The following is a 15,494-nucleotide window of genomic DNA, read 5'->3' as shown; positions in this document are numbered from 1 at the left end:
GGTTGATAGGCCAGATATGGAAGCCGGGTAACCGGTGGAGTTGACTGGTACTAATAGGCCGAGGGCTTGTCCTCAGTTGCTCGCGTCCACTGTGTAGGTTCTGAAGTAACGACCGTTGAGTCATGCTCCGGTTGGTTAACTTCATAGTGTTTCGGTGGTCATAGCGTTAGGGAAACGCCCGGTTACATTCCGAACCCGGAAGCTAAGCCTTTCAGCGCCGATGGTACTGCAGGGGGGACCCTGTGGGAGAGTAGGACGCCGCCGAACTTTCATTGTGGGAAAGCCCCGCACCTTATGGTGCGGGGCTTTCCTGCGTTCTGGGGATCTTGGGACCCGCGGTACGGTGTGGCCGGTGGGCCAGGTAAGGTCAGGGGGCATCATTGGCACATTTCCCACAGGAGGCCCCCGCGGTGGAGGTCCAGGAGACGCGGGTCCAGACGGATCGCGTCCTTACCATCCCGAATATCCTGAGCATGGCTCGCCTCGTCGGCGTGCCGGTGTTCCTGTGGTTGATCCTTTGGCCGGTATTCGGTGGTCCGAATGCTGATGGCTGGGCGCTGCTGGTCCTCGCGCTGAGCGGTGTCAGCGACTACCTGGACGGCAAGCTCGCCCGGCGCTGGAACCAGATCAGCAGCCTCGGTCGGATCCTGGACCCGGCGGCCGACCGCCTCTACATCCTGTCCACCCTCGTCGGCCTGACCTGGCGCGAGATCCTCCCGGTCTGGCTCACCGCGGCCCTGCTGGCGCGCGAACTGATGCTGCTGATCGCGGTGGGATTCCTCGGGCGTCACGGATATGGCCCTCCCCAGGTGAACTTCCTGGGCAAGGCGGCTACGTTCAACTTGATGTACGCCTTCCCGTTGCTCCTGCTGAGCGACGGAAGGGGCTGGCTTCACGTGCTCGCTGCTATTTTCGGATGGGCGTTCGCAGGTTGGGGTACGGCGCTCTACTGGTGGGCAGGGATCCTGTACGTGGTCCAGGTCCGCCGACTCATCAGGGCGGACGCCACAGCCGACTGAGCTCTCCGAACCGGCAGATTGTGCAACGGCCGGCGCCCGTACGCGAGCACAGAAACAGTGGGCGATCTGGACAAGTGAAGTCGGCAAGACCGTCGTCTCTTATGAGGAGGACGCTTCCGACATGAAGGCCGTTGTGATGGCCGGCGGCGAGGGAACACGCCTTCGCCCCATGACGTCCAGTATGCCCAAGCCCCTGCTTCCGGTCGCCAACAGACCGATCATGGAGCATGTGCTGAGGCTGCTGAAACGGCATGGTCTCACTGAGACCGTCGTGACCGTGCAATTCCTTGCCTCGCTCGTCAAGAACTATTTCGGGGACGGGGAAGAGCTCGGAATGGAGCTCACCTACGCCAACGAGGAAAAGCCTCTCGGCACTGCGGGCAGCGTGAAGAATGCCGAGGAAGCCCTCAAGGACGACGCCTTCCTCGTCATCTCCGGTGACGCCCTCACCGATTTCGACCTCACCGATCTGATCCGGTTCCACAAGGAAAAGGGCGCCCTCGTCACCGTCTGCCTCACGAGGGTCCCCAATCCCCTTGAGTTCGGCATCACCATCGTCGACGAGGGCGGCAAGGTCGAACGCTTCCTGGAAAAGCCCACCTGGGGCCAGGTCTTCTCGGACACCGTCAACACCGGTATCTACGTGATGGAGCCGGAGGTCTTCGACTACTTCGAGCCCGATGTTCCGGTCGACTGGTCCGGTGATGTCTTCCCGCAGCTCATGAAGGAAGGCAAGCCGATCTACGGCTATGTCGCCGAGGGGTACTGGGAGGACGTCGGCACCCACGAGAGCTATGTGAAGGCCCAGGCCGACGTGCTCGAAGGCAAGGTCGACGTCGAAATCGACGGCTTCGAGATCTCGCCCGGAGTATGGGTCGCCGAGGGCGCCGAGGTCCATGCCGACGCGGTGCTGCGCGGGCCGCTGTACATCGGCGACTACGCCAAGGTCGAGGCGGGCGTGGAGATTCGCGAGCACACCGTCGTCGGTTCGAATGTCGTCGTGAAGAGCGGCGCGTTCCTGCACCGTGCCGTGGTCCACGACAACGTCTATCTCGGTCAGCACACCAATCTGCGCGGGTGTGTGATCGGCAAGAACACCGACGTGATGCGGGCCGCCCGGATCGAGGATGGTGCGGTGATCGGCGACGAATGCCTCATCGGTGAGGAGTCGATCGTCCAGGGCAATGTGCGGGTGTATCCCTTCAAGACCATCGAGGCCGGCGCGTTCGTCAACACCTCGGTGATCTGGGAATCCCGCGGCCAGGCGCATCTGTTCGGCGCCCGCGGCGTGTCCGGGATCCTCAACGTCGAGATCACCCCGGAACTCGCCGTACGGCTCGCGGGGGCGTACGCCACCACGCTCAAGAAGGGCTCCACGGTCACCACCGCACGTGACCACTCCCGTGGTGCCCGGGCGCTGAAACGCGCGGTGATCTCCGCGTTGCAGGCCAGCGCCATCGACGTACGCGACCTGGAGAACGTCCCGCTGCCGGTCGCCCGTCAGCAGACCGCCCGTGGCAGTGCCGGCGGCATCATGGTCCGTACGACACCCGGTGTACCGGACTCGGTCGACATCATGTTCTTCGACGAGCGGGGCGCCGACCTCTCGCAGGCCGGGCAGCGCAAGCTCGACCGCGTCTACGCCCGACAGGAGTACCGGCGTGCCTTCCCCGGCGAGATCGGTGACCTGATCTTCCCGGCGAGCGTCTTCGACTCGTACACCGGGTCGTTGCTGCGGGCCGTGGACACCACCGGGATCGCCGAATCGGGACTGAAGATCGTCGTGGACGCCTCCAACGGCAGCGCGGGCCTGGTCCTGCCCAGCCTCCTGGGGCGGCTCGGGGTCGACTCCCTCACCATCAACCCCGGGCTCAACGAGTCCCGGCCCACCGAGACCGCCGAGGCCCGGCGCTCCGGGCTCGTCCGGCTCGGCGAGATCGTGGCCTCGGCACGGGCCGCCTTCGGCGTGCGCTTCGACCCCGTGGGCGAACGACTCTCGCTCGTGGACGAACGCGGCCGGATCATCGAGGACGACCGTGCGCTGCTGGTCATGCTGGACCTGGTCGCCGCCGAACGGCGCACCGGCCGGGTGGCGCTGCCGGTGACCACCACCCGGATCGCCGAGCAGGTGGCCGCGTACCACGGCACACAGGTCGAGTGGACGACCACCTCGCCGGACGATCTGACCCGGGTGGGGCGGGCGGACGGCACGGTCTTCGGCGGGGACGGCCTGGGCGGCTTCATCATCCCGGAGTTCAGTTCCGTCTTCGACGGTGCGGCCGCCTTCGTCCGGCTGATCGGTCTGGTGGCCCGCACCCAGCTCACGCTCAGCCAGATCGACGCGCGGATCCCGCGGGCGCATGTGCTGCGCCGCGATCTGGCGACCCCGTGGGCGGTCAAGGGCCTGGTCATGCGGCATGTCGTCGAGGCGGCCGGCGACCGGGAGGTGGACACCACGGACGGCGTACGGGTCGTGGAGACCGACGGGCGCTGGATCCTGGTGCTGCCGGACCCGGCCGAGGCGGTCACCCACCTGTGGGCGGAGGGCCCGGACGACGACTCCGCCCAGCAGCTGCTGGACGAGTGGTCGGCCGTGGTCGACAGCGCGGGCCGCTGATCCGGACCCCACCGGCGGGCCGTTGATCGGCGCGCCGGTGGGGCCATTGGGAGACTGCGCGGCCGACGTGGGACGATGTGCGGCATGTCGCAGCAGCGCCCCGATCGGAGCACCCCGAAACCGCCGGCCGCGCGCCCCGATGCGTCCATGTCGCTGCTGACCAACGTGATGGATCACAGCCTCGACGACGGGTACGCCGAGGCGGCCGCGCGCAAGTCCGAGGCCGGCGTGCGCGGGCTGCCGCGCACTCTGCGGGCGAAGTTGGGCCTGGCGGCCGGTCTGGTGCTGGCCGCGCTCGTGGTGACCGTCGGGGCGGCGCAGGCGCGGATATCCGCACCGACGCTGGCCAAGGAGCGCGAAGAGCTGATCAACCGCATCCAGAAGGGGACCGGCGAGGCGGACAAGCTTCAGCAGCGGGTCGACGCGCTGCGGGGCGACGTCAGCAGGATGCAGCGTGAGGCGCTGAAGCAGCGCGGCGGTGGCAAGGCCGAACTGCTGGCCCTGCTGGCGGGCTCGACGCGGGTCACCGGACCCGGCGTGAAACTCGTCGTGGACGATGCCAAGGGCGCGGAGGCCGGTGGCGGCGGGCCGCGCGAGAGCAGTGGTTTCTCCGACACCGGGCGGGTACGCGACAGGGACATGCAGCGCGTCGTCAACGGCCTGTGGGAGTCCGGTGCGGAGGCCATCTCCGTCAATGGGCAGCGGCTTACGTCACTCTCGGCGATCAGAGCCGCGGGAGACGCCATACTGGTCGACAACAAGCCACTGGTGCCGCCCTATACGGTGCTGGCGGTGGGGGACGGGCAGCGGCTGAGCACCGCGTTCCAGGACAGCGCCGATGGTCAGTACCTGCATGTGCTGCAGGAGAACTACGGCGTGCGCACACGGATTTCCGCCGAGAGTGAGGTCACGCTGCCGCCCGCGCCCAGTTTGATCGTACGTACCGCAAAGCCGCAGGCCGGTGCCGCCAGGTCGGGCGGCACCGACACAGGGAAGGGCACATCGTGATCGCCGTACTGGGCCTCATCGTGGGAGTCGTGGTCGGACTCGTCGTCCGACCCGTGGTGCCGACGGTGGTCGAGCCCTACTTGCCGATCGCTGTCGTCGCGGCGCTGGACGCCGTGTTCGGCGGTCTGCGCGCGATGCTGGACGGCATCTTCGACGACAAGGTCTTCGTGGTCTCCTTCCTGTCGAACGTCGTCGTCGCCGCGCTGATCGTCTTCCTCGGCGACAAGTTGGGCGTCGGTGCCCAACTCTCCACCGGCGTCGTGGTGGTGCTGGGCATCCGGATCTTCTCCAACGCCGCGGCGATCCGCCGGCACGTCTTCAGGGCGTGAGGCGGATGGCAGCGGACGAGACCCCGGAGCCGGGGAAGCAGCCGGAGCGACCGGAGCCCGAGCAGGAGCGCGGTCCGGCGGGGCGGCGGCCGATGCCGCCCGAGAGCCGGAGCACCCCTGAGCGGAGCGCGTCCGGGGACGGGGACGAAACCCGGGAAACGGACAGTACTGGACAGAGGTCGAGTAAAGCGGCAGACTCCTCGACTCCTGACGCGGTGAGCGGTGGCGGAGAGGGAGAGCATCCGAAGACAGGCCGGGAGCGGCTCGTGGCGAGCCTGTGGCCGCCGCGGTTGACCCGGGCCCAACTGATCGTTGCGCTGCTCTTGTTCATTCTCGGCCTGGGTCTGGCGATTCAGGTACGTTCCACAAGTGACAGCAGTGCGCTGCGGGGTGCGCGCCAGGAGGACTTGGTGCGCATTCTGGACGAGCTGGACAATCGCTCCCAGCGGTTGACGGACGAACAGCGGCGCCTGGAAGGGCAGAAGACCGAGCTGGAGAACAGTTCGGACCAGGCCGAGGAGGCCCGTAAGCAGACCGTGGAGAAGGAACAGCAGCTGGGTGTGCTGGCCGGGACCGTCGCGGCGCAGGGGCCCGGCATCAACCTGACCATCGACGACCCGACGCACTCCGTCGAGGCGGACAAGCTGCTGGACACCATCCAGGAGTTGCGGGCGGCCGGCGCCGAGGCCATCCAGGTCAATTCGGTACGGGTCGTTGCGGACACCTACCTCTCGGACATCCGGGGCGGGGTGGAGATCGACGGCAAGCGCGTCACCCAGCCGTACCGCTTCAAGGTCATCGGCAAGCCGGAGGACCTGGAGCCGGCGCTGAACATCCCCGGCGGAGTGGTTCAGACGCTGGAAAAGGAGCAGGCCAAGGTGTCTGTGACCGGTCGGGAGAAGATCATTGTGGATGCCTTGCGAGAGGCGAAGCGGCCTGACTACGCTCGGTCGTCATCGCAGTGAGGTGTGCAGGTATGTCGAGTGCCCGGCGAGGGCATGAGGTAGCGGGGGGTCGACGCACCGTGCGTGTGGTGTGTGGTGGAAACTGTCTGGAGGCCACGGACGTTCACAGGATGTCCGGATGGGCCGGTGTGTGCATCGAGGGTTCGTCCTGCCCCACGGGCGGGTCTGTTTCGTTCAAGGGGAATCGCCCGTGAAGTTGTTTGGAAAGCTGTTCGGCAAGAGCGCGCGCCAGGAGGGCGGCAGCGGCTCCGCGCGGCATCGTGCGCCGCGCCAGCCCGAGAATGGTGAGGCGGCGGAGCGTCCGCTCTTCCGCGACGAGGTCGGCGGTCCGTCCGGGGGGCACGGCGCGGGTTCTGTTGACCCCTCCGGTGCCGGCCGCATAGGTTCCGAGGAACCATCGGCCTCACGCACGGGTGGAGGGTCGGCCATGCCGGTATGTACGAGGTGTGGGCACGGGAACGCCGAGGCGAGCCGGTTCTGTTCCAACTGCGGTGCGCCGCTGCGCCCGGGCGCCCAGGCCGAGCGGGCGTCCGAGACGACGTCGACGATCTCCATTTCGGGGCTGGAGGCCTACGACTCGGAGACGACGGGCCAGAATCTGGTGCCGTCGCTGTCCCCGGAGGCCCAGGCCGCGGTCGAGGCCCTTCCGCTGGGCTCGGCGCTGCTGATCGTCCGCCGGGGTCCGAATTCGGGCAGCCGCTTCCTGCTGGACAGCGAGCTGACGACGGCGGGCCGGCATCCGCAGGGCGACATCTTCCTCGACGACGTGACGGTCTCGCGCCGGCATGTGGAGTTCCGCCGCGGTGCGGACGGTGTCTTCACGGTCGCCGACGTCGGCAGCCTGAACGGCACGTACGTCAATCGTGAGCCGATCGACTCGGTCGCGCTCGCCAACGGCGACGAGGTCCAGATCGGCAAGTACCGCATGGTCTTCTACGCGAGCCAGCGGGGCGCCGGGATCTGACCGATCAGGGAAGGCATATGCGCGATACACCGAAGGGCGGTGCCGGTTCCCTCGGCACCGCCTCCTCGGGCGCCAAGCCGGTGAGCATCGGCACGGTGCTCAATGCGCTGCGCGAGGAGTTTCCCGAGGTCACGATCTCCAAGATCCGCTTCTTGGAGGCCGAGGGGCTCGTCGAGCCGAAGCGCACGCCTTCCGGATACCGGAAATTCACGCCGGCCGACGTCGAGCGGCTGGCGAGCGTCCTGCGGATGCAGCGGGACCACTATCTGCCCCTGAAGGTCATCCGGGAGCATCTGGACGCCCTGGAGCGCGGTGAGCAGGTGCAGCTGCCGGCTCCGGCCGCGTCCCCGCGGGATCTGATCGAGGACGTGTCCTGCCAGGGCGAGGACCGTCCGACGGCTGCCCGGATCGGCCGGGCGGAGCTGCTGGCCGCCGCTGCGGTGGACGAGGCGGCGCTCGCCGACTGGGAGTCGTACGGACTCATCGTCCCCCATGCGGACGGCGGATACGACATCGAGGCCGTCACCGTGGCCAAACTCGTCGCGGACCTGGGTCGCTTCGGCCTGGAGCCGCGGCATCTGCGCGCCGTGAAGGCGGCCGCCGAGCGCGAGGCCGGCCTGGTCGAACAGGTCGTTGCACCCCTTCGGCGGCACCGCAACCCCCAGACCAGGGCCCATGCGGAGGCCACGGCGAGGGAGCTGGCGACGCTCTCCGTACGGCTCCATGCGGCGCTGGTGCAGAGCGCTCTTCGCGTCCGGTTGCCATGAGCAAAAGAGTGCTCGACTACCCAAACCTGCCGGGCACGTCCTAGGGTTGCTGTGTGAACGAGCTCGACGTCGTGGGTGTCCGGGTGGAAATGCCTTCCAGCCAACCGATCGTGCTCCTGCGGGAGGTGGGAGGCGACCGATACTTGCCCATTTGGATCGGGCCAGGGGAGGCCACCGCCATCGCCTTCGCCCAGCAGGGCATGGTCCCTGCCAGGCCGCTGACGCACGACCTTTTCAAGGACGTGCTCGAAGCGGTGGGCCAGGAGCTGACGCAGGTCCGCATCACGGATCTGCGCGAGGGGGTTTTCTATGCCGAACTGGTCTTCGCCAGTGGGGTCGAGGTCAGTGCCCGCCCGTCCGACGCCATAGCGCTGGCGCTGCGCACCGGAACGCCGATCTTCGGCACCGACGGTGTGCTGGACGACGCGGGGATCGCCATCCCGGACGAGCAGGAGGACGAGGTGGAGAAGTTCCGCGAGTTCCTCGACCAGATCTCGCCCGAGGACTTCGGCACCAACAGTCAGTGACGCCGGCCGGGTGAAGGGGCTGATTCCGGCCAAACTATTTAGCCATTCCCCGCGCGAGGTCACGAGAAACCACTCGTAGGGTGATTATCACTCGGCGTGGCGAGCGCGGCGATCGTTGACGCACCCCGAGTGACTGCATACCGTCGATATGGCAGGTCCCGTCCGGGACGTGGAGGACGGAGGGCGGCGTGGCAATCACCGGCGACGGTATGGCGGCGGAAGGGGCGTTGCCGCTCCACTCGGGCGCGGCCGCGAACCATGCCCCGGCACCGGCCGCGGCGGTGTCGGGGGACTGCGAGGCGCAGAACATCGGCTATCGCGGCCCGACCGCATGCGCGGCAGCGGGCATCACCTACCGGCAGCTCGACTACTGGGCGCGTACGGGCCTGGTGGAGCCGAGCATCCGGCCCGCGTACGGCTCCGGCACCCAGCGGCTCTACAGCTTCCGGGACGTCGTCGTCCTGAAGATCGTCAAGCGGCTGCTGGACACCGGGGTGTCGTTGCAGAACATCCGCACCGCCGTGCAGCACCTGCGTGCGCGCGGGCTGGCGGACCTGACGCGGATGACGCTGATGAGCGATGGCGCGACGGTCTACGAGTGCACCTCGCCCGACCAGGTCGTCGATCTGCTCCAGGGCGGCCAGGGCGTCTTCGGCATCGCGGTGGGCGTGGTGTGGCGGGACGTGGAGGGCGTGCTGTCACAGCTCCACGGAGAGCGCGTGGACACCGGCGAGACGCTGATGGGGAAGAACCCGCACGACGAGCTGGCGCGGCGGCGCAACAGGGCCGGCTGAGCCCGGTCCACCGGCCCCGGCCCGGCGTCGGGTCGAATGTCAGTGCCATGCGGCAGCATCGGACGTGTGAGACCCGCGCCGACGATTCTGCATCTGGACATGGATGCGTTCTACGCGGCCGCCGAGCAGGCGGCCAAGCCCAGCCTGCGTGGCAAGCCCGTGGTGGTCGGCGGGATCGGGCCGCGGGGTGTGGTCGCCACGGCGTCGTACGAAGCCCGGATCTTCGGGGTCCGCTCCGCGATGCCCACGGCCCAGGCGCGCCGGCTGTGCCCCAATGCCGCCTATCTCAGCCCTCGCTTCGGCCTGTACCGCCAAGTGAGTGACACGGTGATGGAGCTGCTGCACGAGCTGTCGCCGCTCGTCGAGCCGCTGAGCCTGGACGAGGCGTTCGTGGACCTGGAAGCGGGCGGGGTGCCGGCCGAGACCGCCGCCGTACGCGCCGTGGGGGAGCGGCTGCGGCACGACATCCGGGCGGCGACGGGGCTGACCGGCTCGGTGGGGCTCGCGGGCGCGAAGATGCTGGCGAAGATCGCGTCCGAGGCGGCGAAGCCGGACGGCCTGGTGGTGATCGAGCCCGGCACAGAGCGGGAGCTGCTGGGCCCCATGACGGTGCGGACGCTGCCCGGGGTGGGTCCCGCGACGGCCGAGACGCTGCGCCGGGCCGGGATCCACACCGTCGCGGAGACCGCGGAGGCCGGCGAGGCCGAGCTGGTGCGGCTCCTGGGCAAGGCACACGGCGCGGGGCTGTACGCGATGGCGCTGGGCCAGGACAACCGCCCTGTGGTGGCCGAGCGGGACGCCAAGTCCATTTCGGTCGAGGACACCTTCGAGGTCGATCTGACCGACCGGACGCGGGTGCGGAACGAGATGCTGCGGCTGGCCGACCGCTGCGTCCAGCGGCTGCGGGCGGCCGGGCGCTCCGGGCGGACGGTGGTGATCAAGGTGCGGAACTACGACTTCTCGACGCTGACCCGCTCGGAGACGCTCCGCGGGCCCACCGACGACCCCTCGGTCGTACGGGAGGCCGCCGTGCGGCTGCTGGAGACGGTGGACACCACGGGCGGGGTGCGGCTGCTGGGGGTGGGGGTCAGCGGGCTGGCGGACTTCACCCAGGAGGATCTGTTCGCCCAGCTGGCGACGGAGCGGGAGGCCGGGGAGCTGGCGAAGGCGGCGGAGTCGGCGGGGGCGGAGGCCGGGGGAGGCGAGCCGGAGGAGGAGCGGCCGCGGCGCTGGCATCCGGGGCTGGACGTGGTGCACGAGGAGTTCGGCGCCGGATGGGTGCAGGGAAGCGGCGTGGGGAGGGTGACCGTACGCTTCGAGACGCCGTGGTCCGCACCGGGGAGGGTGCGGACCTTCGCCGTCGAGGACCCGGCGCTGCGGCCGGGTGAGCCGTTGCCGCTGGTGGGCGGCGGGCCGGAAGGAGGTCAGTCCTCCGAGCCGGCGATCTTGCCGAAGTCCTTGTCGGAGCCGTCCTCCTTGCCGGAGGAAGCCGGACCGGGCTCCGGTGAGGAGATGTCCAGCCGGTAGTGGTGGTAGAGCTGGAGTTCCTGCTCAGGGGAGAGATGGCGGCCCACGCCGAAGTCCGGGGCGTCCTTGATCAGCTTGCGGTCGTAGGGGATGTGCAGGCCCTCGCCGACCATTTTGCTGGGTTCAAGGGGGACGAACGCATCCCGGCTGAAGAGTCCGGTGCGCACGGCCGCCCACTCCGGTTCCCCCGTCGCGTCGTCGAGGTATACCTCGTCGATCGTGCCTATTTTCGCGCCGTTCCGGTCGAACGCTTTGCGGCCGATCAGGCTCCGGGGATCGATATCGGTTTGCACAACCCCTCCAATTGGTCGCAACTGCCCTGTGACAACTACCAAACGGCACATTTCATGCCCCGGCCACTCGAAGGATCCTTCGAGTGGCGCGCTGGTAGGCTGGCCAATGGCCGCAGAATCCATGCGGGAGAGTCCTTTGTCGTTCGCGACCAGGGCGCCGAAGGAGCAAATCCTCCCCGGAATCTCTCAGGCACACGTACCGCATGGGCGAGGTCACTCTGGAAAGCAGGGCGGGCCACGGACGAGCACAGCGCCGTAACCCCTCCTCACCGACGGTGAAAGCCGGGCCGCCTCGCGCGGGCCGGTGAAGCTCTCAGGTTGAGATGACAGAGGGGGAGGCCGTCCGGGCACCCGCGCCGTGGTGCCCCTCGTAGGTCGTGTTGACCAGGAGGCCCCCGCAGATGACCACCAATCGTATCTCCCTGACCGAGCTTGAACAGGGCATTCCGTTCGAGCGCCGGCACATCGGCCCCGACCACGAGGCGCAGGCGAAGATGCTCGCGCACGTCGGATTCGGGTCCCTGGACGAGCTGACGGCCACCGCCGTACCCGATGTGATCAAGAGCGCGGAGGCGCTGGGCCTGCCGCAGGGCCGCACCGAGGCCGAGGTCCTCCAGGAGCTGCGCGGCCTGGCGGAGCGCAACCAGGTACTGGCCTCGATGATCGGCCTGGGCTACTACGGCACGTTCACCCCGCCGGTGATCCTGCGCAACGTCATGGAGAACCCGGCCTGGTACACGGCGTACACGCCCTACCAGCCGGAGATCTCGCAGGGCCGCCTGGAGGCGCTGCTGAACTTCCAGACCATGGTCGCGGAACTGACCGGACTGCCCACCTCCGGTGCCTCCCTGCTGGACGAGGGCACCGCCGCCGCCGAGGCGATGGCGCTCGCCCGCCGCGTCGGCAAGGTCAAGCAGGGCGTCTTCCTGGTCGATGCCGACTGCCTGCCGCAGACCGTCGCCGTGATCCAGACCCGCGCCGAGCCCACCGGCGTCGAGGTCGTCGTCGCGGATCTGTCCGACGGCATCCCGGCCGAGATCGCCGAGCGGGGCGTCTTCGGCGTGCTGCTGCAGTACCCCGGCGCCTCCGGTGCGGTGCGCGACCCCCGTGCCGTCATCGAGCAGGCCCACGGGCTCGGCGCGATCGTCACCGTGGCCGCCGATCTGCTCGCCCTGACGCTGCTGACCTCGCCCGGCGAGCTCGGCGCGGACATCGCGGTCGGCACCACCCAGCGCTTCGGCGTCCCGATGGGCTTCGGCGGTCCGCACGCCGGCTTCATGGCCGTACGCGACCAGTTCGCCCGCAGCCTGCCCGGCCGCCTGGTGGGCGTCTCCGTCGACGCCGACGGCAACAGGGCCTACCGCCTCGCGCTGCAGACCCGCGAGCAGCACATCCGCCGTGAGAAGGCCACCAGCAACATCTGCACCGCGCAGGTGCTGCTCGCCGTCATGGCCGGGATGTACGCCGTCTACCACGGCCCCGAGGGCCTGCGCACCATCGCCCAGCGCACCCACCGCTACGCCGCCGTCCTCGCCGAGGGCCTGCGGGCGGGCGGGGTGGAGATCGTGCACGGTGCGTACTTCGACACCCTGACCGCGCGGGTGCCCGGCCGGGCCGCCGAGGTCGTCGCCGCCGCCCGTGAGGCCGGCGTCAACCTCCGCCAGGTCGACGCCGACCTGGTCGGCATCGCCTGCGACGAGACCACCGGACGCGCGCAGCTGGCCGGCGTCTGGAGCGCCTTCGGCGTGCAGGGCGACGTCGAGCAGCTGGACGCGGTGGCTGCTGAAACGTTGCCGCAGGAGCTGCTGCGTACGGACGACTACCTCACCCACCCGGTCTTCCACCAGCACCGCTCCGAGACCGCGATGCTGCGCTACCTGCGCACCCTCGCCGACAAGGACTACGCGCTGGACCGCGGCATGATCCCGCTCGGCTCCTGCACGATGAAGCTGAACGCCACCACCGAGATGGAGCCGGTCACCTGGCCCGCGTTCGGCCAGCTGCACCCGTTCGCGCCGGCCGACCAGGCCGCGGGCTATCTGACGCTGATCCAGGAGCTGGAGGAGCGGCTGGCCACGGTCACCGGCTACGACAAGGTCTCCATCCAGCCGAACGCCGGCTCGCAGGGCGAGCTGGCCGGCCTGCTGGCCGTCCGCGCCTACCACCGCGCCAACGGGGACGAGCAGCGCACGGTCTGCCTGATCCCGTCCTCGGCGCACGGCACCAACGCCGCCAGCGCCGTCATGGCGGGCATGAAGGTCGTCGTCGTCAAGACCGGCGAGGACGGCGAGGTCGACACCGACGATCTGCACGCCAAGATCGACAAGCACCGTGACGAGCTCGCGGTCCTGATGGTGACCTACCCCTCCACGCACGGCGTCTTCGAGGAGCACATCACCCAGATCTGCGCCGCGGTGCACGACGCCGGCGGCCAGGTCTACGTCGACGGCGCCAACCTCAACGCGCTGGTCGGGCTCGCCGAGCCCGGCAAGTTCGGTGGCGACGTCTCGCACCTCAACCTGCACAAGACGTTCTGCATCCCGCACGGTGGCGGCGGCCCCGGTGTCGGCCCGGTCGCCGTGCGCGCCCACCTGGCGCCGTACCTGCCCAACCACCCGCTACAGCCCACCGCGGGCCCCGAGACGGGCGTCGGGCCGATCTCCGCGGCTCCCTGGGGCTCGGCCGGCATCCTGCCGATCTCCTGGGCGTACGTCCGCCTGATGGGCGGTGAGGGCCTCAAGCGCGCCACCCAGGTCGCGGTCCTCAGCGCGAACTACATCGCCAAGCGCCTGGAGCCGCACTACCCGGTGCTCTACACCGGCCCCGGCGGCCTGGTGGCGCACGAGTGCATCATCGACGTCCGGCCGCTGACCAAGGCGACCGGCGTGAGCATCGACGATGTCGCCAAGCGGCTGATCGACTACGGCTTCCACGCACCGACGATGTCGTTCCCGGTGGCCGGCACGCTGATGATCGAGCCGACCGAGAGCGAGGACCTCGACGAGCTGGACCGCTTCTGCGACGCGATGATCGCCATCCGCGCGGAGATCGAGAAGGTCGGCTCGGGGGAGTGGGACAAGGACGACAACCCGCTGCGCAACGCCCCGCACACCGCGGCCGCGCTCGGCGGCGACTGGAACCACGCCTACAGCCGCGAGGAGGCCGTCTTCCCTGCGGGCGTGACGGCGGCGGAGAAGTACTGGCCGCCGGTGCGCCGTATCGACGGTGCCTTCGGTGACCGCAACCTCGTCTGCTCCTGCCCCCCGCTGGACGCGTACGACAACTGAGCAACCTCAGCCCGTCAGGGCAACATCAAGGGCCCTCGGCAGATCTGCCGGGGGCCCTGTGGTACGTGCCGGGCGCTCGCGGATCAGGCCGCCGCGCCGACCCGCGTGCGGTGCGGGGCGATGACCTGCCCGTCCGGCAGCAGCTCACCGGTGTCCTCGAAGAGCAGGACGCCGTTGCAGAGCAGGCTCCAGCCCTGCTCGGGGTGGTGCGCCACAAGGTGTGCGGCCTCCCGGTCGGTGGAGTCTGCTGACGGGCAAGGCGGTTGGTGCTGACACATGGAAGTTGTCTTTCGCTGCGGTGTGGTGAACGTCGTGCGGCTCGATGTGGTGGCCATGGCCGCTCCCCCGTTTCTTCGGTCGGTTCCAGTGTTGCCCTACGGACGGGATTCCGCAGGGATTTCGCAGCAGCGGTACTCACTCGGTATCGACGCGTCACCCATGCGGGCGGTTGCTTCCAATTGCACTCCTCTCCAAGGGCGTTGGCAGTGGCATCGATGGACTAGCCCGCGCGGGTGAGCACGGCAGCGCCCCGCGGCCGGGAGGGCCGCGGGGCACGTTCTCGTGGGCCGGCGTGCGGGTGGGCGCGGATGCGCGGCCGGTGCGCCGGGTCAGGCGGGTTCGCGCAGCAGTGGGGCGGGCGTCAGACGCCGGGTGAGCCGGGGCAGCAGATCGGCGACGTGGTGCGGACGGTGGGCGGCGATCCCCGGCGGGGCGGGCGCCAGCGGTACCAGCAGATCACCCGCTGCGAGCAGGCCCTCGGCGCCGTCGGCGGCGACGTCGTGATGCAGCCACAGCGTCAGCATGTACAGCCCGGGGACGGACAGCAGCCGCGGCTGGTAGGGCGCGTTCAGCGACTCCGCTTGTACCAGCGCCCGCTCGGTCGAGGCGACATAGGGGCCCCCGCAGAAGCGCGCGAACGTCCAGCCGTCCGCGGTGAGCATCGCCTCGGCCGTCGCCACGGCCCGCTCCCCGCCGCGGACCAGGAAGCTCCAGCCGGCCAGACGGGTCAGCGGTGTGCCGCCGGCCTTGCTGACGTCGTCCCATACGTGGAGCGGCAGCGGGTGGTCGGGGCTGAGCGGGCCCTGATGGGCGCGCAGCCCGGGGACGGGTGCCTCGCGGACGGCCGTGGGCGAGCCGAGGGCGGTGAGAACGCTGCGCAACGCGGACGCGGGGGCGGGGGAAACGTGCAGCGGCATGGTGGGTCGCCTCTCACTTCAGAGACACGGTGGAGCGTGGCGGGTGCAAACGGCGCTGTCTGCGTGCGGGGACAGAGCATGGCCGGCCCCGGGGCCGCGGCCGGGCGTGGGGTAGGGCGTGGCCGGTGGGTCGGCGAGGGGGCTATCCGCGTTGAGCCACCCGGTCACTCCTGGGCTCTTTGTCCCCGCAACAGGGGAACC

General features: G+C 69.4%; 14 protein-coding genes, 1 rRNA gene and 2 riboswitches. Of the genes, 12 read left to right on the top strand and 3 right to left on the bottom strand.

Going from position 1 to position 15,494, the window contains the following annotated elements:
- Window positions 1-150 precede the first annotated feature (150 nt).
- The 11 genes from rrf (at window position 151) to ACZ4NB_RS02280 (ending at window position 10,517) form a co-directional block, all read left to right on the top strand.
- A 5S ribosomal RNA gene (gene rrf / locus ACZ4NB_RS02330) occupies window positions 151-267 on the top strand.
- A gap of 143 nt (window positions 268-410) precedes the next feature.
- The gene (locus tag ACZ4NB_RS02325; protein ID WP_393494934.1) at window positions 411-1,019 is read left to right on the top strand and encodes a CDP-alcohol phosphatidyltransferase family protein; all 609 of its coding nucleotides are present in this window, start codon (window positions 411-413) and stop codon (window positions 1,017-1,019) included.
- A gap of 121 nt (window positions 1,020-1,140) precedes the next feature.
- The gene (locus ACZ4NB_RS02320; RefSeq protein ID WP_467657735.1) at window positions 1,141-3,636 is read left to right on the top strand and encodes a sugar phosphate nucleotidyltransferase; all 2,496 of its coding nucleotides are present in this window, start codon (window positions 1,141-1,143) and stop codon (window positions 3,634-3,636) included.
- Between the two features lie 84 nt (window positions 3,637-3,720).
- The gene (locus tag ACZ4NB_RS02315; protein ID WP_467657734.1) at window positions 3,721-4,644 is read left to right on the top strand and encodes a DUF881 domain-containing protein; all 924 of its coding nucleotides are present in this window, start codon (window positions 3,721-3,723) and stop codon (window positions 4,642-4,644) included.
- Entirely contained in the window at window positions 4,641-4,973 is a 333-nt protein-coding gene (locus ACZ4NB_RS02310) for a small basic family protein (protein WP_003984969.1), read from the top strand. The genes ACZ4NB_RS02315 and ACZ4NB_RS02310 overlap by 4 nt, the downstream gene beginning before the upstream one ends.
- Before the next feature lie 5 nt (window positions 4,974-4,978).
- Window positions 4,979-5,938 (top strand): DUF881 domain-containing protein, encoded by a 960-nt coding sequence (locus ACZ4NB_RS02305; RefSeq protein WP_467657733.1) that lies wholly within the window; start codon window positions 4,979-4,981, stop codon window positions 5,936-5,938.
- A gap of 118 nt (window positions 5,939-6,056) precedes the next feature.
- On the top strand, window positions 6,057-6,902 hold the full coding sequence (locus tag ACZ4NB_RS02300) for an FHA domain-containing protein (protein ID WP_467657732.1): 846 nt from the start codon (window positions 6,057-6,059) through the stop codon (window positions 6,900-6,902).
- Window positions 6,903-6,919: 17 nt separating this feature from the next.
- A complete protein-coding gene (gene ftsR / locus ACZ4NB_RS02295) occupies window positions 6,920-7,669 on the top strand; it encodes a transcriptional regulator FtsR (protein ID WP_467657730.1) in 750 nt (249 codons plus the stop codon).
- A 53-nt stretch (window positions 7,670-7,722) separates the two neighbouring features.
- Window positions 7,723-8,196: a bifunctional nuclease family protein gene (locus tag ACZ4NB_RS02290; RefSeq protein ID WP_006606439.1), complete on the top strand. Its 474-nt coding sequence runs from the start codon at window positions 7,723-7,725 to the stop codon at window positions 8,194-8,196.
- 188 nt (window positions 8,197-8,384) lie between these two features.
- The gene (locus tag ACZ4NB_RS02285; RefSeq protein ID WP_467657729.1) at window positions 8,385-8,990 is read left to right on the top strand and encodes a MerR family transcriptional regulator; all 606 of its coding nucleotides are present in this window, start codon (window positions 8,385-8,387) and stop codon (window positions 8,988-8,990) included.
- Window positions 8,991-9,056: 66 nt separating this feature from the next.
- A complete protein-coding gene (locus ACZ4NB_RS02280) occupies window positions 9,057-10,517 on the top strand; it encodes a DNA polymerase IV (RefSeq protein WP_467657728.1) in 1,461 nt (486 codons plus the stop codon).
- On the opposite strand, the gene ACZ4NB_RS02275 is transcribed toward ACZ4NB_RS02280, so the two are convergent.
- On the bottom strand, window positions 10,415-10,810 hold the full coding sequence (locus ACZ4NB_RS02275; RefSeq protein ID WP_467657727.1) for a PRC-barrel domain-containing protein: 396 nt from the start codon (window positions 10,808-10,810) through the stop codon (window positions 10,415-10,417). The two genes, ACZ4NB_RS02280 and ACZ4NB_RS02275, sit on opposite strands and share 103 nt — an antisense overlap.
- A gap of 114 nt (window positions 10,811-10,924) precedes the next feature.
- Window positions 10,925-11,022: riboswitch (glycine riboswitch) on the top strand.
- Window positions 11,023-11,150: riboswitch (glycine riboswitch) on the top strand.
- Between the two features lie 61 nt (window positions 11,151-11,211).
- Here ACZ4NB_RS02275 and gcvP point away from each other — a divergent pair.
- Window positions 11,212-14,097, top strand: a complete 2,886-nt coding sequence (gcvP, locus tag ACZ4NB_RS02270; protein WP_467657725.1) for an aminomethyl-transferring glycine dehydrogenase — start codon at window positions 11,212-11,214, stop codon at window positions 14,095-14,097.
- Between the two features lie 83 nt (window positions 14,098-14,180).
- Here the strand turns inward: gcvP and ACZ4NB_RS02265 are convergent, their stop codons facing one another.
- Window positions 14,181-14,375, bottom strand: a complete 195-nt coding sequence (locus ACZ4NB_RS02265; RefSeq protein WP_450736491.1) for a DUF5999 family protein — start codon at window positions 14,373-14,375, stop codon at window positions 14,181-14,183.
- 330 nt (window positions 14,376-14,705) lie between these two features.
- The gene (locus tag ACZ4NB_RS02260; RefSeq protein ID WP_467657724.1) at window positions 14,706-15,293 is read right to left on the bottom strand and encodes a hypothetical protein; all 588 of its coding nucleotides are present in this window, start codon (window positions 15,291-15,293) and stop codon (window positions 14,706-14,708) included.
- Window positions 15,294-15,494: the final 201 nt, after the last annotated feature.

The sequence above is a fragment of the Streptomyces sp. NPDC026575 genome (assembly GCF_055567415.1).
The sequence above is the reverse complement of the archived record's forward strand: the minus strand, read 5'-3'. Positions and strand labels throughout refer to the sequence as shown.

What these genes read in the sequence shown, in the direction of transcription:
- ACZ4NB_RS02315 (WP_467657734.1), top strand. Translation starts at nt 3,721, where the DNA reads ATGTCGCAGCAGCGCCCCGATCGGAGCACCCCGAAACCGCCGGCCGCG.
- ACZ4NB_RS02260 (WP_467657724.1), bottom strand. Translation starts at nt 15,293, where the DNA reads ATGCCGCTGCACGTTTCCCCCGCCCCCGCGTCCGCGTTGCGCAGCGTT.
- ACZ4NB_RS02320 (WP_467657735.1), top strand. Translation starts at nt 1,141, where the DNA reads ATGAAGGCCGTTGTGATGGCCGGCGGCGAGGGAACACGCCTTCGCCCC.
- ACZ4NB_RS02300 (WP_467657732.1), top strand. Translation starts at nt 6,057, where the DNA reads ATGGGCCGGTGTGTGCATCGAGGGTTCGTCCTGCCCCACGGGCGGGTC.
- ACZ4NB_RS02265 (WP_450736491.1), bottom strand. Translation starts at nt 14,375, where the DNA reads ATGTGTCAGCACCAACCGCCTTGCCCGTCAGCAGACTCCACCGACCGG.
- gcvP (WP_467657725.1), top strand. Translation starts at nt 11,212, where the DNA reads ATGACCACCAATCGTATCTCCCTGACCGAGCTTGAACAGGGCATTCCG.
- ACZ4NB_RS02305 (WP_467657733.1), top strand. Translation starts at nt 4,979, where the DNA reads ATGGCAGCGGACGAGACCCCGGAGCCGGGGAAGCAGCCGGAGCGACCG.
- ftsR (WP_467657730.1), top strand. Translation starts at nt 6,920, where the DNA reads ATGCGCGATACACCGAAGGGCGGTGCCGGTTCCCTCGGCACCGCCTCC.